We start from the raw sequence: 19,162 nt of genomic DNA, 5'->3' as shown, positions 1-19,162 counted from the left end.
TCAAGCCATTACTTTTGTAGCATCGTAGCTGGCAAATTTTTCTGCCACTTCTTCCAAAATGCTATAAATGTTATTGATATCTGGCTCTGCCACTAAACGCATTCTGTATGGCTTAAAATCTGGTAGGCCTTTAAAGTAGTTGGCATAATGTCTCCGCATTTCGAAAATACCAGTTTTAGGTCCCTTCCATTCCAACGATTTATCCAAATGGGTGCGGCAAACATTTATGCGCTCTTCAATAGTTGGTCCGGGTAAATGTTCACCGGTTTTAAAGAAGTGCTTCACCTCTCTAAAAATCCAAGGGTAGCCTATTGCCGCCCTTCCAATCATAATGCCATCAACCTCATATTCCATGCGCCAGTTGGCAGCTTTTTCCGGACTATCGACGTCGCCATTTCCGAAAATGGGGATTTTAATACGGGGGTTGCGCTTAATTTCTCGGATTAAACTCCAATCAGCTTCACCCTTGTATAACTGCGCCCTTGTTCTGCCGTGAATTGTTAAGGCTTGAATGCCAACATCCTGAAGTCTTTCTGCTACTTCATAAACGTTTTTACTATCATCATCCCAACCTAATCGGGTTTTTACTGTTACGGGCAAATGTGAAGCTTTAACAACTGCTTCTGTCATTTTTACCATTTTATCAATATCACGAAGTAAACTAGAACCAGCACCTTTACAAACTACGTTTTTCACCGGGCAGCCGTAGTTAATATCGACCAAATCTGGTCCGGCAGCAGATGCAATTTCAGATGCTTCACGCATATGCTCGATATCGCCCCCAAAAATCTGGATGCCTATCGGTCTTTCGTATTCAAAAATGTCTAGCTTTTGAAGACTTTTCGCTGCGTCGCGAATCAACCCTTCAGATGAAATAAACTCGGTGTACATTAAATCGGCCCCATTCTGTTTACAAACGTAACGGAACGGCGGATCGCTCACATCTTCCATCGGGGCAAGCAACAACGGGAACTCACCTAAATCTATATTTCCTATCTTTACAGACATTCTTTATCTTCAAACAATTTATAAAAACACACAAAGGTACAAATAATGATTTTTGTAAAACCTAACAAGGAGAGAATCAATCCTTTCTTACAACTACTTTTACTTTTATTTTACGCTTTGCTCGGTGGTTTTGTGTTCGGTCTTTTGGCTATCGTAATTATTTTAATAATTAATGGTTTAGGGATGGTTAGCAATTTGGAGCTACTTTTATCAGGCGATCCAAAATTTATTACCGAATTTAAAATCATTCAAATTCTGAGTTCGATAGGCACATTTATTTTACCCCCTATCGCCTTGGCGCTTACTGAAGGCAGAAAAGTTAGCCAGTTTTACAGCTTTAAAAAGCCTCAAACTTTATTAATTTTTCTGGTTTTAATGATTATGATCGTGAGCATGCCGTTTATGGAGTGGACGGTACTGATTAACCAGAAAATGGTATTGCCAGATTATTTAAAGGCCGTAGAGCAATGGATGAAAGAAAAGGAGGACGCGGCAATGAAAATTACCATTCAGCTCATTACGGTTCGCAGCAACTTCGATTTTATTATAAACTTGATTATGATTGCCATTTTACCAGCAATTGGCGAAGAGCTTATGTTTCGTGGTGGCGTGCAACGGTCGCTAACGAAAGCCTTCAATAGCCCTCATTTAGCCATTTGGCTTACTGCAATTATATTCAGTGCCATCCACGTTCAGTTTTACGGCTTTATACCACGTATGCTTTTAGGCGCTGGTTTTGGTTACTTATATTTTTACAGCGGAAGCCTTTGGTACGCCATGTTTGCTCATTTTATTAATAATGCCTATGCCGTTTGTGCGGCATTCTACATGCAGAAACATAACATGCCTTTAAATAAAGCAGATGAGCCAATTGGTTTTCCATGGTATGGCTATTTAATTAGTGCAATAATTACCATAGCTTTGTTTAAATTTTTTAAAGATAGCGCAGATCGTGAGCGAAAATTGGATTAAAGTATACACCACCAGCAACCCATTTGCTGCAGAGGTTTTAAAGCAGGGTTTAACAGAAGCTGGAATTCCTGCGGTTACTATGAATAAGCAATTATCGGCTTACAACATTGGCGAAATAAATGTTCTGGTTAATAAATCAGATTTCGATAAAGCCATAGAATACATTGTTGAAAATGAAATTGAATAATAGGTTTTCGATTTTCCAGACTTCATTTTCCCACTTACCTTTTTCAATATGAAAACCAGGGCAATAACCGCTTTCTTTTTTACCATTGTGATGCTGGGCTCCATTTTTTTGGGGAGCTACGCTTTTACTATATTTTATCTCGTATTAAGCATTTTATCGCTTTTTGAGTTTTACAAATTGATCAAAAATTCAGGCATCCGGCCGCACCGTAACATAGGTTTGGTAGCCGGGGCACTTATCTTTTTGATGGCTGCTGGCTTGCATTACCTGCAGTATGACGTTAAATATTTACTGCTTTGTATCCCTTTGATTTTTTCGGTTTTTATTACCGAATTGTATAAGAAAAACAAAATTCCTTTTGCCAACATTTCCTATACATTTGTCGGCTTTGTATATGTAACCATTCCATTTTGCTTTTTCCATGCCCTAGGCTTTTTAAGAGATTGGAATGAATATAACTTCCATTTACCGCTTGCTTTTTTATTGATGCTGTGGGCTAATGATACGGGCGCTTATCTTTTTGGCGTAAAGTATGGCAAGCGTAAACTTTTTGAGCGCCACTCGCCAAAGAAAAGTTGGGAAGGCTTTTTTGGAGGGATGTTCACCAGCGTTTTAGTTTCATTTGGATTATCGTTTATTTTTAAGGAAAACCAAGCCTGGGTTTGGGCAGGAATGGCGGTGCTTATTGCCTGTTTTGGCACATTGGGCGATTTGGTAGAGTCGATGTTGAAACGTAGTTTGGATACAAAAGACAGCGGCGGCTTATTGCCTGGCCATGGTGGCCTACTCGATCGTTTTGATGGTTTGTTACTGGCGGCTCCTGTGGTGTACGCTTACCTGTATCTAATTTTGTCATAGGTATTTTCGGTAATTATCCGACTGCAAAATCGAATTCGACTAAATAAATTCAATTATTTTTGTAGCGCAAGGGTTGTACACATCACTTAACTACTTCCCGGGTTCGCTAATACGCTTCGCATCGTCGGTGCCCTCCTTGCTGCAGGGTATCGCTTCACCAGGGGCTAGTTCGCCAAAATGGTGCTGTTTTTTAATGTTGTGTCGTCAATAATAAACTATCCGATACCACAATCCTGCTTATTCAACGAAAACTTACTCTTCGGTTAGTCGTAGCGTGTTCTATCTACTTGCCGAAACCACATAATAATCTCGTTCTACCATAAATCCCGCACTACTTTTTATTTGCTCTGTTTTTCTAATCGATTCGGGATTGTTAAATCCAGCTTCTTGCAATAAATCAATAATCGCATCTAAATCGTACAGGGTAAAACCATATTTAGTAAAAGGGAGTTTTTCCATGAAACTTTTATCAGCGAAACTTAAAACCAGGCTTCCGCCAGCTTTTAATACACGCTTTATTTCCAAAAGGTAAGCGCCAGGATTTCCCCAAAAATAAATAGTGTTTACCGAAAAAATTTTGTCGAATTGGGCGTCTGAAAAGTGCAAACTAATGCCATCTGTTAATTTAAAATCTACCTGACCAATAAAACCAGTATTGATTCTCTTCGCTTCAGTAACGATGGTTTCCGAAATGTCGGCGCCAACATATTTTAAATCCAGCGCTTTGCTAAGTAAACTTGCGATGTGCCCTCCATTTCCATGGCCAATTTCCAGTACGGTTTCTTCGTCGCATAGATTTAAAGCCTCAATAGCAGAATTAGTCATCCCGATATTGCTCACATTCATCATTTCTCCGGTTCTTATACCGTGATCGCCTTCAGGCTGACGCAATTGCCTGGCGATATTTCTTAATTCCTCTTCAGAAGGTTGATGTGACATAAAATCATAGCTAAAATGATTGACCCGAAATAAACGCTAACAACTACTTGATCACTTGGATTGGCTTTTTATTTTCATCGATGGCAACAAAAGTAAAATCGCCATGAACTGCAAGCGCTCTGCCTTCGGCATACATTTGCTCGATGTAAATTTCCACATTAACCTTTAAACTGGTATTGCCCACATGGCTTACTTTGCCAATCAGTTCCACAATAGTTCCTGCTGGAATGGGTTTTTTAAAATCAATTCTATCGGTGCTAACGGTTACCATAATTTGCCTGCTAAAACGCGTAGCCGTAATAAAAGCCACCTCATCCATCATGTGCATGGCGGTTCCGCCGAATAAAGTATCGTAATGGTTAGTTGTATTTGGAAAAACAGCTTTAAAAATACTGGTTGTCGAATTCTGAATTCTTTCTTCTAAGGTCATGATGATGATTTTATCGGCAAATTTAGTTAAGCATCTTCGAAAAGCCTAGCTTGTAACAAATTTAGAGCATGCAAAAAACCGATAAGTTTCTACATTATATTTGATCATCCAACAAACAACCTTAACTATGACTAAATTTTACTTTAAAAAGTTCTGTTTTGCCTTTTTGATATTGAGTAGTAGTGCTTTGGCACAAGATGTTCCTACACCAAAATCTCATTTTGGCTTCACTATCGGCGATGATTATCAACTGGCCAATTACACGCAAACTGAAGCTTATTTCAAAAAGCTTGCAGAAACATCCAAGCGGGTGAAACTTGTAGATATTGGAAAAACTGAGGAAGGAAGATCGCAATACATGTTAATTGTTTCATCGCCTGCCAACCTTGAAAGATTAGCCAGATACAAAGAAATTTCGCAACAATTGGCTCATGCAGAGCTTTCGACTGCGCAGGCAAAAGCTTTGTCGCAAGAAGGTAAAGCAGTAGTTTGGATTGATGGAGGCTTACACGCCAATGAAACCGTAGGCGCACACCAGTTAATTCAGACTGCCTATGAATTTGCTTCAAAAACAGATCCGGAAACAATGAAGATTTTGGATAATGTGATTATTTTATTTACCCACGCCAATCCCGATGGGCAAGAGCTGGTTGCTAATTGGTATATGCGAGAAAAAGACCCTAAAAAACGAGTGCTTTCGGGTTGGCCTACCTTATATGAAAAGTACGCCGGGCATGATAATAACCGCGACTTTTTTATGTTGAACCTGAAAGAAACCCAAAATATGGGTCGCCAGCTTTTTGTAGAGTGGATTCCTCAAATCATGTACAACCACCATCAGGCTGGTCCGGCAGGAACGGTGGTTGCAGGCCCGCCTTATCGCGATCCGTTTAACTATGTTTTCGACCCCACACTATTAACCAGTTTAGATGCTGTTGGTGCCGCGATGCACACAAGATTGAATGTTGAGGCAAAGCCAGGATATACCCAAAGAGGGGGTTCGGTATTTTCTACCTGGTATAATGGCGGATTAAGAACAACCACCTATTTTCATAACATGATCGGTCTACTTACGGAAATTGTGGGCAGCCCTACTCCATCAGAAATTCCGCTGGTACCCTCGCGGTTGTTGCCAAATAGCGATTCACCAAATCCGGTTACCCCACGCAAATGGTATTTCAAAAATTCGATCGATTACTCTGTATCCTTAAATTATGCGGTTTTGAACTACGCACAGCGCCATGCTGATGAGTTGTTGTTTAACATTTATCAAATGGGAAAAAACGCTATTGATAGAGGTAAAAAAGATACCTGGTCTTTCTCTCCAAAGAAAATTGAAGCCATTAACGCGGCTGCGAAAAAAGGAGGCTCAGGCGCTGCTGATATGGGTGATAGTGAGTTTGGCGCCAGAAGAGCAATGAACGTAAAGTATTTTGATACGGTGATGAATGCACCGGTAAATCGAGATCCCCGTGGTTATATTTTATCGGCAGATCAACCGGATTTCAATTCTGCCATCAAGTTTTTAAATGCATTGATCAGAACGGGAATAGTGGTGCATAAGGCTACCGCCCCGTTTACGGTAGCAAACAAAAAATATCCGGCAGGAAGTTATGTGGTTAAAACGGATCAAGCATTCCGGCCACACGTTCTGGATATGTTCGAGCCACAAGATCACCCGAATGACTTTAAATACGAAGGCGGAGCACCTATTCCTCCTTATGATGCTGCGGGCTGGACTTTGGCTTATTTAATGGACGTGAAATTCGACCGCATTCAGGATGATTTCAACGGACCGTTTGAGACAAATCCTTATGGAAACTTATTGGTTCCAGAGAATAAAATTGCAGGTTCTAATTATGTTTTAAGTGCCGCACAGAACGATTCTTATACAGCGGTTAACGATTTATTGAAGAACAAAGTAGAAGTTTACCGCTCGAATGAGAATGGTGATTTTTATGTTGCTTCTTCCGGCAAATCAATACTAGAAAAAGCCAATGTTAAAATAAAAACGGGTACGGTTCCTAAAGATAAATCTAAAGTGTCTGCCGCAAGAATTGCTCTTTGGGATACTTATGGTGGTTCTATGGCTTCTGGTTGGATGCGTTTTATTATGGAGCAGTATCATTATAACGCCACAGTTATTTATCCTCAAGATATTGATGCCGGGAATTTGAAGTCGAAATATGATGTGATTATTTTTGTTGGCGGCGCCATTCCTGCCGTTCAGGCGGGTGGTTTTGGCTCAAGAAACTTTGGACCAAAAGCCGAAGATATTCCCGAAGGGTTTAGAAACCGATTGGGTAGAATATCAACAGATAAATCCATTCCACAGCTGAAGAAATTTTTAGAAGATGGGGGAAATATTGTAACGATTGGTAGCAGTACAAATTTAGCTTATCATTTAAAACTTCCTGTACGCAATGCGATGATGGAAATTGTAAACGGAGAGGAAAAAAGGTTACCTGCAGAAAAATATTATGTGCCAGGTAGTGTTTTAAATGTTGCTGTCGATACCAAACAACCCGCCGTTTGGGGAATGGAAAAGCAAGCTGATATCTATTTTGATAACAGTCCTGTTTTTAAATTAACCGGCGATGCAATTACTGCAGGAAAAATTAAACCTTTAATGTGGTTTGAATCTGCTGCGCCTTTACGCAGTGGCTGGGCCTGGGGACAAGCTTATTTGCAAGATGGTGTAACTGCTTTCGAAGCAAATTTTGGCAAAGGTAAATTATATGCTTTTGGGCCAGAGATTGCTTTTAGGGCGCAAACTCACGGAACTTTTAAAATGATATTTAACCAATTGTATAAATAAGGCAAAAAAGAGCGCCAACTTCAAGGTGAAGTGCACCCCAAAAGTTGGACGAAATTAGAAATTAATTGTTAATGGGATGAGCTCGATATTTTATCGGGCTCATCCCTTTTAGATTGAGTTTTATTCGATCGTTATTATAGTATTCAATGTAAATTTTTATATCCTGTTTAAGTTCATTGATTTCACTGTACTTCTTAAGATAGAATAGTTCCGGTTTTACCCCCTAAGCCAAGAAATAACACTGCTATTGCTACTGCTTCACTTTTGGTTGTTCTGTTTCAAATTTTCCTCTTAAAACGGCATCAACACCTAAAACTTTAGCAATTTAATCTTTAGTAGTTTCATCCAGCTTATCTGCAACACCTGATTTTTCCAGGAGAATATTTGTTTTATCCGGGTCTTGAAATTCAACCGTAGAATTCGTTGATTTTCGTAACAAGAATGTGTACATGCTGGATTGGATAGATTTAGACATTGTTTCATTCCTGATCGCGATTTGCTTCGGCACTAAAGCCTTTCTGTTGTTTCTTGTAAGAAATTTTAGTACTAAAAGGTAAAATGGCAGCTAGTTTTTGTTTAGCCTTTTTCTGTGTTAAGTTTGGGCTTTCAAAAACTTGCTTTCAACCTTAAAATTGAGCCTTCGCGGTAAAGCAGGAGCTCGAAACCAAGAGCATTAAAATTAATTGTTTCATTATGAAATATTTGTTTGGTAACTCAGACATATAAAATTTTATATAATCTTCACTGTTGATATAGTTTGATCTTTTTACTTTAGAACAACGATCCTTAGCTGTTTAGGATTTATTTTTACATCATGAAAGTAGAAATCTGGTCGGATGTAATGTGTCCGTTTTGCTATATCGGTAAGCGTCATTTTGAACAAGCAATTGAAAAACTGCCTTTTAAAGAGGAAATTGAGGTAAATTGGAAAAGCTATCAGCTTAATCCCGATTACCATAATACCAATGATGAGACCATTTACGATTACCTGAGCCGAAGCAAGGGCATGCCTATTGAACAAGCCAAACAAATGACGCAACAAGTGGTAGATATGGCCTCAAATGCTGGTTTAAAAATCGATTTCGACACCAACATACCAGCAAATACTTTTAACGCACACCGTTTAATTCATTTAGCTGAGGAACATAATTTACAAGATTTAGCAGAAGAAAAGCTCTTTGAAGCACATTTCGTAAACAGCCGCAATATTGGTGACAATGATGTTTTGATTGATCTTGCTGTAGAAATTGGTTTAAATCGAGTAGAGGCTGAAGAAGTTTTAAGCGGAGATCAGTTTGCTGAGGCTGTTCGTTATGACATTTACGAAAGTCAGAATCTAGGAATTCGAGGTGTTCCCTATTTTGTAATGGATAGAAAGTATGGCGTTTCTGGAGCACAACCTGTACAAGCTTTTACTGATGCGTTAACGCAAAGCTTTACAGAGTGGAAAGCAAACCAGCCAAAATCAACTTTAACTTCTTTAAATAAAAATGATGATGCCATTTGTGATGAAAATGGTTGTGAAATTTAAGCTGTTTCCCACAGATTACGTTAAGAGCGCACATTTTTCTCTGCGTAAATCATCTTAATCTGCGGGAACTGTTTTGAAAAATCGAATATTAAAAATTACCTTTTATTAATCCTGAATCAATTTCAGCATTTTTACCTATGCTGATTTTTCAATGGCGTTAACAAATATTCCAATCCATTAACGCGGATCTCAAACATGGTAGCCATTAAATCGCCCAATTTACCCTTCGGGAAGCCTTTATCTTTATACCAAAGCAAATAGCTTTCAGGGATATTGCAAATCAAATAGCCCTTATACTTTCCATAGGGCATTTGCATTTTCACTAAATCGAGTAGTAAGGTTGGGTCCATTAATTATATTATTTGAGCAAGTATCTAAGTTTTAGGCACAAGAGACAAGCAATGGGTGGTCTGTGAGGACACAGACCACGGCTAAAGTCTGTGCTGCATTTAATAATTATGCGCCTCGGTCTGTGTCTTTACAAACCGTAATAAACAAATCTGTACTTAGCTAATCAATCAGCGTTAAAGTTTGAATTGCCTCTTCAACAGTAGTCACATTATCAAAAGCGATGCGCAAAGTGTTTTTAACCTCCTTTAAATTGCACATCCGGGGATGATTTTGAGCGAAAGTTAAAATCTTGGTAAAAGTATTTGAATCGAAATAAGCAGATTGTTTATCGCTCAGGAAATAACCGCGTAAACTATTTTTCTTAAAGCTAATCTTTTCAAAACCCAACTTTTTGCCTAACCACTGCAATCTGACCACACTTAACATTGTTTTAACCTGTGGCGGAACCGGACCAAAGCGATCGGCTAAATGTTTCTCAAAAACAGCCAGTTCGGTTTCATTTTCCAGTTTAGAAAGTTCAGTATATAAATTATAACGTTCGGTGATGTTGGTGATATAGGCATCTGGAATGTAAAGTTCCAAATCGGTATCAACCTGTGTAAAGCCTACGAAAGCCCTTGCAGGTTCATTTTCAAATAAACCTTTAAATTCTGCTTCTTTCAATTCTTGAATAGCCTCATCTAGAATTTTGTGGTACATTTCAAAGCCAATTTCAGCGATAAAACCACTTTGCTCTGCTCCCAATAAATTCCCGCTTCCGCGGATGTCTAAATCCCGCATCGCCACATTGAAACCGCTTCCTAAATCAGAAAATTCTTCGATAGCACTTAATCGTTTTCTGGCTTCTGAGGTTAAGGTAGAAAGTGGTGGCGACAATAAGTAACAGAAAGCTTTTTTATTGCTCCGCCCTACTCGACCACGCATTTGGTGTAAATCGCTCAGGCCGAACATATGTGCGTGATTGATGATGATTGTATTCGCATTCGGAATATCCAAACCAGCTTCAATAATGGTGGTAGCCACCAAAACATCCTTTTCGCCATTAATAAAATCAAGCATCACATCCTCTAGCTGATCACCATCTAACTGGCCATGCGCAATCCCGATGCGGGCTTTAGGAACCAATTTCTGAATCAATCCACCCAATTGCATTAAATCATTCACACGGTTGTGGATGAAGAAAACCTGTCCGCCGCGATCCAATTCAAATTGAACAGCTTCCTGGATCAGTTTATCGTTAAAAACGTGCAATTCAGTACTTACTGGTTGGCGATTTGGCGGTGGCGTACTGATGATTGATAAATCCCGGGCACCCATCAAAGAGAAATGCAACGTCCTTGGAATCGGTGTCGCGGTAAGCGTTAACGTATCTACATTTACACGAACAGCTTTGAGCCTTTCTTTTGCCGTTACGCCAAACTTCTGTTCTTCGTCAATAATCATGATGCCCAGATCTTTGAACTTTACATCTTTACTCAACAAACGGTGAGTACCGATTAATATATCAACTTTTCCGGCAGCTGCTTCAGCCAAAGTATCTTTTATCTGCTTGTTGGTTTTAAAGCGATTGATATAATCTACCGTAACCGGGAAATCTTTTAAACGAGAAGAGAATGTTTTGAAATGCTGTAAAGCTAAAATGGTAGTTGGAACCAGAATCGCCGCCTGTTTTCCCTCAGCAACGGCTTTAAAAGCGGCACGAACAGCGATTTCCGTTTTACCAAAACCCACATCACCACAAACCAAACGATCCATTGGGTGTGGTGCTTCCATATCTCTTTTCACATCCTGCGTTGCTTTCAGCTGATCTGGAGTATCTTCATAAATGAAAGATGCTTCGAGTTCGGTCTGCAAATAGCCATCAGGAGAAAACGCCGTTCCTGCTTGTGTTTTGCGTAAAGCGTAAAGCTTAATCAAATCACGGGCAATGTCTTTAACTTTTTTTTTGGTGGTTTTTTTGAGTTTATCCCAGGCGTCGGTACCTAGTTTATTCATTTTCGGTACGCCGCTTTCTTTACCACTGTATTTCGCAATGCGATTTAGAGAGTTGATGTTTACGTAAAGCAAATCATTATCGGCATAAATCAGGCGGATCATTTCCTGCGTTTTGCCGTTTACTTCTACCTTTTCCAATCCGGCATATTTTCCAATACCATGATCAATGTGGGTGACATAATCTCCGGATTTTAATTCACGAAGATCTTTCAGCGTAATCGCCTGACTTTTTTGATAACCTTTCTTCAGCTTGTATTTGTAGTAACGATCAAATATCTGGTGGTCGGTATAAAAAGCAGTCTGAATTTTTGGATCAACAAAACCTTCCCGCAACATGCTGTTGATGGGCGTAAACTTGGCCGTCTTATCTATATCTTCCAAAATGGCATATAAACGTTCAATTTGTTTCGGCGAATCCGTAAAAATAAAATTTACAATTCCCTCTTTTTCATTTTCTTTTAGATTGTGAATTAAGAGATTAAAATCTTTATTGAACGATGGCTGCGGTTTGGTTTCAAATTCGAAACGATCGTCGGTTTTATAAAAGAATTGCTTTCCAAATTCAACTAAAGGAAAATCATGTAAATGGTCACCTAGTAATTTCTCGTCGCTGAAAGCAAATTTCGGATCAATCCAATCCGGATTTTTATTCTTATCGTCAAGAGAAAGTGCTTTCCACAATTCTACAGCCTTTTTGTAGCCTGCCTTAACAATATCAAGGGTAAACTCTACATCTTTAAACCAAAGCTGCGTATCCTGATCAATATAATCGAGAATGCTGATGTTACTTTCGGTTAAGAACTTGGCTTGTACGTTGGGTACAATCGTAAGCGTTTTTACATCGGCTACCGAAAGCTGACTTTCAATTTCAAAACTTCTGATGCTTTCTACTTCATCACCAAAAAACTCAATGCGGTAAGGCAAATCAGAAGAGAAAGAAAATATATCTACAATACCGCCACGAATAGAAAACTGCCCAGGCTCGTAAACGAAATCCCGTCTATCGAAATCATAATCAATTAAAAATTCATTGATAAAATCGATACCCAGTTTAGCGCCGAGGCTAATTTCTAAGGTGTTTTTTTCCAACGCGGAGCGATCAATTACCTTTTCTGCAATCGCTTCGGGGTAGGAAACCACAATATTACCATATTCCGAATCGTGGTTAAGCTCATTTAAAACTTCTGCCCTGGCCAGTACATTTGCGGTATCAACCTGCGTAAAATCAAATGATTTGCGGTAGGAAGATGGAAAAAGCAGGACCTGTTTATCTAAAACGCTTTCCAAATCTGATTGAAAATAGGCTGCTTCTTCCCTATCTGGAAGTACAAAAAGTAAAGGTTTATGGAGTAGAAAATAAGAGGAAAGTGCTACAATAGCATCGGCAGAACCCACCAATCCCTTCAATTGTATCTTTGGGTTTTTAGTGGAGTTTAACGCTTTGGTAAATTCAGTTACCCTCTCGTCGTTTTTGTAACGGGTTATTAAATCACGAATGTTCAAGGCACAAAAATAAGCTTATCTTTTATATTTAACCGCAAACTTTATTAAAGGTTTTTTAAGTTTGTTCGTTATTCTTCGGGTGTTGATCGTAATTCGTCGGGATATATTTACGGTTGGTCGAATAAACGGCTATCCCTGTAACAAAGCACGGCTCAAATCCTCTAAAATATATAAATTGAAAGCATGAAACACATTAAAAACTTTCCAGTGGAACTTGTGTTCTGGCTGACAGCTTTAGTGTTATTGGCAACAGCTAATGGTCATGAGCATCACTTTACACTTTGTCCGGTGGCTAATTTAGGCTACACAGGTTGGTGTCCGGGATGCGGTTTAGGAAGGTCGATAAGCCATATTTTTCATGGCCAGTTTACCGAAAGCTTTTCCCAGCATTGGTTTGGCTTTCCAGCGCTTTTGATTATACTTTTTAGAGTTTATAGATTAATAAAAAATAGAAACAGATTTAAAATTCAAACCACTAATACATAGAAACCATGGATATATATCAATCACCTTTAATGTCGTTACCAGGTATAACGCCAGAAGAATATGCTTATTTACAACAAGCAACAACAGGGTTAAACGAGCAGCAACTCCGTAATTTCTTAATGATTTATGGTAGCCGCAGAAAACAACCGTCAGAAATTTTATTGCTAGCCTTAATCGGGTTCCTGGGCTTCGCCGGAATACACCGATTTGTAATTGGCCAGATTGGAATGGGTATTTTATACTTTTTCACTGGCGGGTTATGTATGATCGGAACCATAGTTGACGTGATCAACCACAAAAGTTTGGCTTTTGAATACAACCAAAAAGCAGTTTTTGAAAGTTTGCAAATGGTAAGAATGGGTGGTGGATTTCAATAATTAGTAAAATATCAATCATTTGAAAAGCAAGGACAGAAACTTTTTTTAGGTTAGTTCCGCTATGCACTCCAAGTCCGCACCCGATAAAGAATCGGGTTTGCGGGCTTTTCGTTGCTATCGGGTTTAGGTGGAAAAAATTTGTACTGCTTTGGTTCGGTTTATCACCCCTGTCCCAACTAAAAAAGTAGGGGATTAGACAGTATAAAGGATTATTTAATTGCTGTATGTATTTTTAACCCAGTAAAACTATAATATCCCTCCATTCAAAGTTTTTCCCACTATCCAACTCCCTTCCTTATTTTCAAGGAGGGGTTGCGGATGGTTTCTAATAAAAGTGGTTTTTATGATAATTCTCGTCAGACAAAAACCTCAAAATATATATCTTTATACCATGAGATTATCAGAATTAACGAATTATCTGGAAAGCATTGCGCCATTGAATTATCAGGAAGACTATGACAATTCCGGTTTAATTGTTGGCGATCCGAAAATGGAAATCAGGGCGGCATTGGTTGCTTTAGATTGTATAGAATCAGTTGTTGATGAAGCCATTTCTACTGGCTGTAACCTCATTATCACGCATCACCCCATCGTATTTAAAGGACTAAAAAAACTCAATGGTAAAAACTATGTAGAACGCGTAGTGCTGAAAGCCATAAAAAACAATATTGCTTTGTACGCCATACATACTAATCTGGATAGTGTTCATACTGGCGTAAATGCCAAAATCTGCGAACGGTTAGGTCTAACGGGTACAAAAGTATTGGTTCCAAAACCAGGCTTATTGAAAAAACTGGTTACCTATTGTCCTCAAGCGCAAGCAGAGCAACTCCGTTCGGCTTTATTTTATGCTGGCGCAGGCAATATCGGCAACTATAGCGAGTGCAGTTTCAATGCTGAAGGTTTTGGCACTTTCAAAGGCAATGAAGATTCTGATCCTTTTGTTGGTGAAAAAGGTGTTCGCCATAGAGAATCTGAAATACGGATTGAAATGGTTTATCCTACCCAGGCAGAACGGAAAATTTTGGTGGCCTTGTTTGAAAACCATCCTTATGAAGAAGTAGCTTACGATATTTATAAACTGGAAAATAAACATCAACTGGTAGGATCGGGGATGATGGGCTGGCTGGAATACGATATGGATGCTTATGATTTTTTACACCTGGTAAAAGATAGAATGCAGGCCAAAGTGGTAAGGCATACTGGTGTGATTACAAAAAGGATAAAAAAAGTGGCTGTTTGTGGAGGTTCAGGTAGTTTTTTGCTTAAAGATGCAATTGCCGCAGGAGCAGATGCTTTTATTAGTGCAGATTTTAAGTATCATGAGTTTTTTGATGCGGAAGAAAAAATCATCATCGCCGACATCGGACACTTTGAAACTGAACAATTTACATCTAATTTATTGCTTGAAATTATTCAGAAAAAATTTACTAACTTTGCAATCCGTTTAACGGAGCAAAATACAAACCCCATAAATTACTTGTTTTAATTGACCATCTCTGCGTAGCTTTAAACACATTTAAATCAATATAAATCTTCGCATTTAGTCCCATAAAGTCCCAAATTTAGTCCCAAATTATTATCTTTGTTTATAGCATTTATGGAACAAAGAAGCATAATAAATCCACACTGTAGTGAGCCGAAGTTATTGAAGGATAAACTTCGTTGGAGCATTCGATTTTATTATAAAGTTGACGGCGAAACTAAGACAAGAAAGAAAGATTATGGTCTAAATAGTTCAGACTTCCTGAAGAAAGATAAAGGAGTTGTCAAAGCCATCAACAAATCAGATAGAATACTTTATGCTGGTGAATTGTTAAAGCATGAGATTGAAAGATTAAATACCTTATTCTTTAATCCTGAAACTAAAGAGTTCGAATCCCTTGATAAATCTGATAAACCGATACTAACTTTACTTGCTGATTACTTAGAATATTCACCAAATAAAATAAGAAGGGAAAGTACTAAGTATATCTATACGTCATATAACAATCGAATTAAAGATGTTCTTATTGAATTGGGCATGGAAAATGCAGCACTAAATGAAGTTGATCGCTTTGTTGTTGAAAAGGTATTAGCTAGTATCCAAAGTAAATCATCTAAAGCCCAACGAGATCATTATTTAAGGTATCTAAAGGGTTTCTTTACATATTGTGTTGATCATTTAGAAATTCTTACTAAAAGCCCGATTAAAACTCTTAAAAGCATCAACAATGAAGATACGCAAACCAACAAGGCTTACCCCCCGCAACTTCTTGAAGATGTTTTAAATGAAGCAAACCGTTTAGATCCGCACTTCTATTTATTGTTAAAGCTAGTGTACCTTACTTTAAGAAGACCTGATGAATTGCTGCGCTTACAGTTTAAAGATTTTGATTTCAACCAAGGTGTAATAAGGTTTAGCCGAGATAAAATCAAAACGGACAGAGCACAACTTACCAACCTTAAGCCGGAAACCATGCAAGAAATAGTTAGCTTGATGGATGGTAAATATAGTCCGTTAGATTACTTCTTAGGTCATGTAGCTAAAGAATCTAAGGGAAGAACTGTAAAGTCAATCTTTGCTCCAATTAAAACGCCATTTGTTCACTTTCAAGATAAATTTAAGACCATCCAGCAACGTTTAGCACTGGAAAAGGGTTACACTATATATTCGTTCAAACACACCAGTATAAATAATCTCATTGATAAACATAATTGGTCGAAAGAGCAGGTAATAAAATTAACTGGTCATACGAACACCAGTATTTTAGATACCTATACCAAAGACGGTAAACGAGAAAGAATTGAATATCCAGATATGATCTGAATTAATTGCCCTAGTTGATCTTCTCAACCAGGGCAATTATATTTACATCAAGCACTCGTCAGCGAAACTAAAATAATTATGATTGGTAACTATGATATGATCACAGACCTCAATATCTAAGAGCTTTCCACCCTCTTTCAATTTCTGAGTTAATCTTTTATCTGCCTCACTGGGCGTTAGATTTCCGCTTGGGTGATTATGGCTAAGTATTATTTTACTGCTGTTAGTTTTTAATGCAACAGCAAAGATGATTTTTGGATCAGCCATAGTACCTGATACACCACCCACAGATATATCAACAATTCCTAAAACTCGGTTATTAGTATTGAGTAGAATCACTTTAAATTCCTCTAAGTGCTCTATACTTCCTAACCTCCAATGTTGCATCAAAATCTGATAGGCGTTTCGCGAACTATTAATCTGCGGACGTTCAGTAATGTTGTAGTTTGATTTGTAGCTTACTTCAACTTCAGCCACTTTAAAGTCAGTTTGATTCTGTACCATATGATTTGAATTAATTATGGTACGTTGGCAAGCTTTAAGATCAACTAAGCAAAGGAGGAACGGAATAAATTGGCTGTGAGCTTTGGCTTAGAGCGTTTATGCCGTAGTTCCTTTAAGCGTGTTGAGGTTACAGGCTTAGCTTCGTTGAATGATTATTTAATTATAATTTATGATAAAGTTCATATGTTAGTAAAAGTTCTTACAAAAGATATTGATAATTGGCATCTTTGCAGTTATTTAGGCGTCACATGAAATTTGAAAAAGGTACAACAAGCAAAGCTCGTCAGAAAACGATGGACTGGGTTAAAACCAATATTGCAGAATATGAAGATCTAATCACCACAGGACTTCCAGAATATGATGATCGATTTGATGCGTGGAGGATATCATTAAATACTAAGAACTCGAAACTTGTTAGTATTGGAGAGCTTAAATTCGATAGAAATCTAGAGAGTTTAGTTGAGTTTACAAGTATAGAATTGATAAAGGAACGCATTGAAAAGTATAAGGACCACAATCACAACAATAGCACATACAAAAACACAAAGAATCTCTTCTATCCTGCTCCAGTTCCTAATAAAGTGGTATGGGGTGATGCAATTAAAGTTCTCGATGAGTTTCCTGCAGATACTGCACAGTTAGTGTTTACATCTCCGCCTTATTATAACGCTAAACCAGAATACTCCGAGTATGTTGATTATCAAGAGTATTTGGATTTTCTAAGAAAGGTTATAGTGAGATGTCATAATGTGCTTTCTGAAGGTCGATTTCTGATTATTAATATTTCATCTGTTCTTGTCAAGCGAACATCTAGAAGTACAGCTAGTAAAAGAATACCCATTCAATTTGATCTTCATCGTATACTAGATAACGCTGGATTTGATTTCATTGATGATATACATTGGGTTAAACCCGAAGGCGCAGGTTGGAATTTAGGTAGGGGTAGGCGTTTTAGGGCCGATAGACAACCTCTTCAATATAAGCCTGTTCCAGTTACTGAATATATATTAGTTTATAGAAAGAGAACTGACAAACTAATAGACTGGAATATAAGACACCATTATGATAGTAGCTTAGTTGAACAGTCCAAAATATTATCAGATTATGATATAACAAATCTATGGCACATCCACCCTAGTAATAGCAAGATTCATCCGGCAACGTTCCCTGAAGAACTAGTTCGAAAAGTAATTAGATATTACTCTTTTATTGATGATTTGGTCCTAGACCCATTTGGTGGCTCTGGAACAGTTGCTAGAGTAGCATATGAGATGAATCGAAGATTTCTCCTGATAGATAAGGAACAAACATATTTTGAGTTCATGAAGAAATCGTTACAGAAGCTAATACCTAGTGATGTAAGAGTTGATTATGATATACATGAAGAATTTAATAGTAATAAAGTATGATAGATTACGGAACTGAAGAACATTCTAGATGGTTAGCGGAAAATGTGACTCTCTCCAATGCTTTCGGAGGAGACGCATTGCGTACGTTAACTTCCCATGTTTTGATGGGTAGGAACTATAGACTTATAACGGAAACTAATACAAAGGATAAGTTATTTCTAACATATCTGTGGCTTTTAGATATTGTCAAAAAAGCAAAGCTTGAGTATTCCTCGAATTGGAAAACAGGACTCATGAATGAACTTATGAATTCTAGAGGTCTGGACCTCCAACGTAAAAATTTGCTCCACTGGTTAGTTGGTTTGACGCAGAAGACTGCTGTAAACCTAAGTGTAACTAAAGCTGATTTACCCACTGTAATGGATGATTTACTTACCCATGTTAGCGAACTCTTTAACCAAATTAATAGAATCGAGGATGTAGATGATGCGTGGTTGCTGATGATTGCCGGATCTGCAACACTCAATATTAGGGGCTCTGATAAGTCGAAGGTTGGGAAACATTTAGAAAAAGTAATAGTTAAAGCTGCTCTGACAATATTAGGCCTTACTGAAGATGTCAATTTTTGGATGAATATGGATAGAGATAATGAAGTTGATAGGGAAACTGACGCTGAGATAGAGACTAAGAGAGGGAGGGTGAGAATGGAGGTTGGTTTAATTGCTGCTGGAAATCAAGAGGTTGTAGAAGATAAAATAGGAAGAGTCGGACGCGGAGGAATTGTCCTCTTTGATGTTGTTGGTGCTAAAACCAGAATATATGATACTGCTGCACGAAGTAGTGTCGAGTTGATCCAAATTAGAAATAACCAACCACTTGTGCATTTACATAGAGTTTTGAGTCCGTTAGTTAGAATTACATTAAATGAGCCACCAACACTTGAAACTGATGTATTCGAAGCAGTTGCCAACTTACCAGATAGCTTATTTCAGAATTTTAGTTAAGAGTTTTATTTTAAAGTGATGGTGGTAATCATGCATTACCA

At 38.1% G+C, this 19,162-nt stretch carries 19 protein-coding genes; 11 read left to right on the top strand and 8 right to left on the bottom strand.

All coding sequences use genetic code 11. The features are described from left to right. Positions 1 to 1,008: a tRNA dihydrouridine synthase DusB gene (gene dusB / locus AC3ITD_RS18965; protein ID WP_265797188.1), complete on the bottom strand. Its 1,008-nt coding sequence runs from the start codon at positions 1,006 to 1,008 to the stop codon at positions 1 to 3. A gap of 45 nt (positions 1,009 to 1,053) precedes the next feature. On the opposite strand from dusB, the gene AC3ITD_RS18960 reads away from it, so the two are divergent. The 3 genes from AC3ITD_RS18960 to AC3ITD_RS18950 are packed head-to-tail and all read left to right on the top strand — an operon-like array spanning position 1,054 to position 3,025. Next, positions 1,054 to 1,980 (top strand): CPBP family intramembrane glutamic endopeptidase, encoded by a 927-nt coding sequence (locus tag AC3ITD_RS18960; RefSeq protein WP_489362119.1) that lies wholly within the window; start codon positions 1,054 to 1,056, stop codon positions 1,978 to 1,980. Further along, positions 1,961 to 2,167, top strand: a complete 207-nt coding sequence (locus tag AC3ITD_RS18955) for a putative signal transducing protein (RefSeq protein WP_056850599.1) — start codon at positions 1,961 to 1,963, stop codon at positions 2,165 to 2,167. Before AC3ITD_RS18960 ends, AC3ITD_RS18955 begins: the two co-directional genes overlap by 20 nt. Positions 2,168 to 2,215: 48 nt before the next feature. After that, positions 2,216 to 3,025: a phosphatidate cytidylyltransferase gene (locus tag AC3ITD_RS18950; RefSeq protein ID WP_265797186.1), complete on the top strand. Its 810-nt coding sequence runs from the start codon at positions 2,216 to 2,218 to the stop codon at positions 3,023 to 3,025. 279 nt (positions 3,026 to 3,304) lie between these two features. Here AC3ITD_RS18950 and AC3ITD_RS18945 read toward each other — a convergent pair whose 3' ends face one another. Both AC3ITD_RS18945 and AC3ITD_RS18940 read right to left on the bottom strand, forming a co-directional pair. Continuing rightward, positions 3,305 to 3,964, bottom strand: coding sequence for a class I SAM-dependent methyltransferase (locus tag AC3ITD_RS18945; protein ID WP_489362116.1), 660 nt, complete (start codon positions 3,962 to 3,964; stop codon positions 3,305 to 3,307). A 43-nt stretch (positions 3,965 to 4,007) separates the two neighbouring features. Continuing rightward, positions 4,008 to 4,394: an acyl-CoA thioesterase gene (locus AC3ITD_RS18940; RefSeq protein WP_265797184.1), complete on the bottom strand. Its 387-nt coding sequence runs from the start codon at positions 4,392 to 4,394 to the stop codon at positions 4,008 to 4,010. 127 nt (positions 4,395 to 4,521) lie between these two features. On the opposite strand from AC3ITD_RS18940, the gene AC3ITD_RS18935 reads away from it, so the two are divergent. After that, positions 4,522 to 7,212: a M14 family metallopeptidase gene (locus AC3ITD_RS18935; protein ID WP_489362114.1), complete on the top strand. Its 2,691-nt coding sequence runs from the start codon at positions 4,522 to 4,524 to the stop codon at positions 7,210 to 7,212. Between the two features lie 61 nt (positions 7,213 to 7,273). On the opposite strand, the gene AC3ITD_RS18930 is transcribed toward AC3ITD_RS18935, so the two are convergent. After that, positions 7,274 to 7,372, bottom strand: coding sequence for an IS3 family transposase (locus tag AC3ITD_RS18930; protein WP_489366709.1), 99 nt, complete (start codon positions 7,370 to 7,372; stop codon positions 7,274 to 7,276). 165 nt (positions 7,373 to 7,537) lie between these two features. Next, positions 7,538 to 7,687: a hypothetical protein gene (locus tag AC3ITD_RS18925; protein WP_489362112.1), complete on the bottom strand. Its 150-nt coding sequence runs from the start codon at positions 7,685 to 7,687 to the stop codon at positions 7,538 to 7,540. A gap of 339 nt (positions 7,688 to 8,026) precedes the next feature. On the opposite strand from AC3ITD_RS18925, the gene AC3ITD_RS18920 reads away from it, so the two are divergent. Further along, on the top strand, positions 8,027 to 8,743 hold the full coding sequence (locus AC3ITD_RS18920) for a DsbA family oxidoreductase (RefSeq protein ID WP_489362110.1): 717 nt from the start codon (positions 8,027 to 8,029) through the stop codon (positions 8,741 to 8,743). A 131-nt stretch (positions 8,744 to 8,874) separates the two neighbouring features. Here the strand turns inward: AC3ITD_RS18920 and AC3ITD_RS18915 are convergent, their stop codons facing one another. Further along, on the bottom strand, positions 8,875 to 9,093 hold the full coding sequence (locus AC3ITD_RS18915; RefSeq protein WP_265797180.1) for a DUF3820 family protein: 219 nt from the start codon (positions 9,091 to 9,093) through the stop codon (positions 8,875 to 8,877). A gap of 160 nt (positions 9,094 to 9,253) precedes the next feature. Then, positions 9,254 to 12,592 (bottom strand): transcription-repair coupling factor, encoded by a 3,339-nt coding sequence (mfd, locus tag AC3ITD_RS18910; protein WP_265797179.1) that lies wholly within the window; start codon positions 12,590 to 12,592, stop codon positions 9,254 to 9,256. A 183-nt stretch (positions 12,593 to 12,775) separates the two neighbouring features. On the opposite strand from mfd, the gene AC3ITD_RS18905 reads away from it, so the two are divergent. The 4 genes from AC3ITD_RS18905 (at position 12,776) to AC3ITD_RS18890 (ending at position 16,264) form a co-directional block, all read left to right on the top strand. After that, on the top strand, positions 12,776 to 13,078 hold the full coding sequence (locus tag AC3ITD_RS18905) for a DUF2752 domain-containing protein (protein ID WP_489362107.1): 303 nt from the start codon (positions 12,776 to 12,778) through the stop codon (positions 13,076 to 13,078). A 5-nt stretch (positions 13,079 to 13,083) separates the two neighbouring features. Next, positions 13,084 to 13,455 carry a TM2 domain-containing protein gene (locus AC3ITD_RS18900; RefSeq protein WP_265797177.1) on the top strand — a complete coding sequence of 124 codons (372 nt, stop codon included), beginning with the start codon at positions 13,084 to 13,086 and terminating at the stop codon, positions 13,453 to 13,455. 391 nt (positions 13,456 to 13,846) lie between these two features. After that, positions 13,847 to 14,944 (top strand): Nif3-like dinuclear metal center hexameric protein, encoded by a 1,098-nt coding sequence (locus AC3ITD_RS18895; protein WP_489362104.1) that lies wholly within the window; start codon positions 13,847 to 13,849, stop codon positions 14,942 to 14,944. A 111-nt stretch (positions 14,945 to 15,055) separates the two neighbouring features. Beyond that, positions 15,056 to 16,264: a tyrosine-type recombinase/integrase gene (locus AC3ITD_RS18890; RefSeq protein ID WP_489362102.1), complete on the top strand. Its 1,209-nt coding sequence runs from the start codon at positions 15,056 to 15,058 to the stop codon at positions 16,262 to 16,264. Between the two features lie 42 nt (positions 16,265 to 16,306). Here AC3ITD_RS18890 and AC3ITD_RS18885 read toward each other — a convergent pair whose 3' ends face one another. Then, complete coding sequence (locus AC3ITD_RS18885; protein WP_489362100.1) at positions 16,307 to 16,768, bottom strand: JAB domain-containing protein; 462 nt, start codon at positions 16,766 to 16,768, stop codon at positions 16,307 to 16,309. Positions 16,769 to 17,016: 248 nt separating this feature from the next. On the opposite strand from AC3ITD_RS18885, the gene AC3ITD_RS18880 reads away from it, so the two are divergent. Together AC3ITD_RS18880 and AC3ITD_RS18875 are read left to right on the top strand one after the other, a co-directional pair. Continuing rightward, the gene (locus AC3ITD_RS18880) at positions 17,017 to 18,177 is read left to right on the top strand and encodes a DNA-methyltransferase (protein WP_489362098.1); all 1,161 of its coding nucleotides are present in this window, start codon (positions 17,017 to 17,019) and stop codon (positions 18,175 to 18,177) included. After that, complete coding sequence (locus AC3ITD_RS18875; RefSeq protein WP_489362096.1) at positions 18,174 to 19,121, top strand: CfrBI family restriction endonuclease; 948 nt, start codon at positions 18,174 to 18,176, stop codon at positions 19,119 to 19,121. The genes AC3ITD_RS18880 and AC3ITD_RS18875 overlap by 4 nt, the downstream gene beginning before the upstream one ends. The last annotated feature ends 41 nt before the right edge of the window (positions 19,122 to 19,162 follow it).

It is taken from the genome of Pedobacter sp. KH_004, from assembly GCF_057840755.1.
Note: the sequence above shows the minus strand (reverse complement) of the source record. Positions and strands in the feature narration are given on the sequence as shown.

Excerpts from the sequence above, each read along its gene's own strand:
- dusB (WP_265797188.1), bottom strand. The coding sequence starts at position 1,008 with ATGTCTGTAAAGATAGGAAATATAGATTTAGGTGAGTTCCCGTTGTTG.
- AC3ITD_RS18960 (WP_489362119.1), top strand. The coding sequence starts at position 1,054 with ATGATTTTTGTAAAACCTAACAAGGAGAGAATCAATCCTTTCTTACAA.
- AC3ITD_RS18950 (WP_265797186.1), top strand. The coding sequence starts at position 2,216 with ATGAAAACCAGGGCAATAACCGCTTTCTTTTTTACCATTGTGATGCTG.
- AC3ITD_RS18945 (WP_489362116.1), bottom strand. The coding sequence starts at position 3,964 with ATGTCACATCAACCTTCTGAAGAGGAATTAAGAAATATCGCCAGGCAA.
- AC3ITD_RS18940 (WP_265797184.1), bottom strand. The coding sequence starts at position 4,394 with ATGACCTTAGAAGAAAGAATTCAGAATTCGACAACCAGTATTTTTAAA.
- AC3ITD_RS18935 (WP_489362114.1), top strand. The coding sequence starts at position 4,522 with ATGACTAAATTTTACTTTAAAAAGTTCTGTTTTGCCTTTTTGATATTG.
- AC3ITD_RS18925 (WP_489362112.1), bottom strand. The coding sequence starts at position 7,687 with ATGTCTAAATCTATCCAATCCAGCATGTACACATTCTTGTTACGAAAA.
- AC3ITD_RS18920 (WP_489362110.1), top strand. The coding sequence starts at position 8,027 with ATGAAAGTAGAAATCTGGTCGGATGTAATGTGTCCGTTTTGCTATATC.
- AC3ITD_RS18915 (WP_265797180.1), bottom strand. The coding sequence starts at position 9,093 with ATGGACCCAACCTTACTACTCGATTTAGTGAAAATGCAAATGCCCTAT.
- AC3ITD_RS18905 (WP_489362107.1), top strand. The coding sequence starts at position 12,776 with ATGAAACACATTAAAAACTTTCCAGTGGAACTTGTGTTCTGGCTGACA.
- AC3ITD_RS18900 (WP_265797177.1), top strand. The coding sequence starts at position 13,084 with ATGGATATATATCAATCACCTTTAATGTCGTTACCAGGTATAACGCCA.
- AC3ITD_RS18895 (WP_489362104.1), top strand. The coding sequence starts at position 13,847 with ATGAGATTATCAGAATTAACGAATTATCTGGAAAGCATTGCGCCATTG.
- AC3ITD_RS18890 (WP_489362102.1), top strand. The coding sequence starts at position 15,056 with ATGGAACAAAGAAGCATAATAAATCCACACTGTAGTGAGCCGAAGTTA.
- AC3ITD_RS18885 (WP_489362100.1), bottom strand. The coding sequence starts at position 16,768 with ATGGTACAGAATCAAACTGACTTTAAAGTGGCTGAAGTTGAAGTAAGC.
- AC3ITD_RS18880 (WP_489362098.1), top strand. The coding sequence starts at position 17,017 with ATGAAATTTGAAAAAGGTACAACAAGCAAAGCTCGTCAGAAAACGATG.
- AC3ITD_RS18875 (WP_489362096.1), top strand. The coding sequence starts at position 18,174 with ATGATAGATTACGGAACTGAAGAACATTCTAGATGGTTAGCGGAAAAT.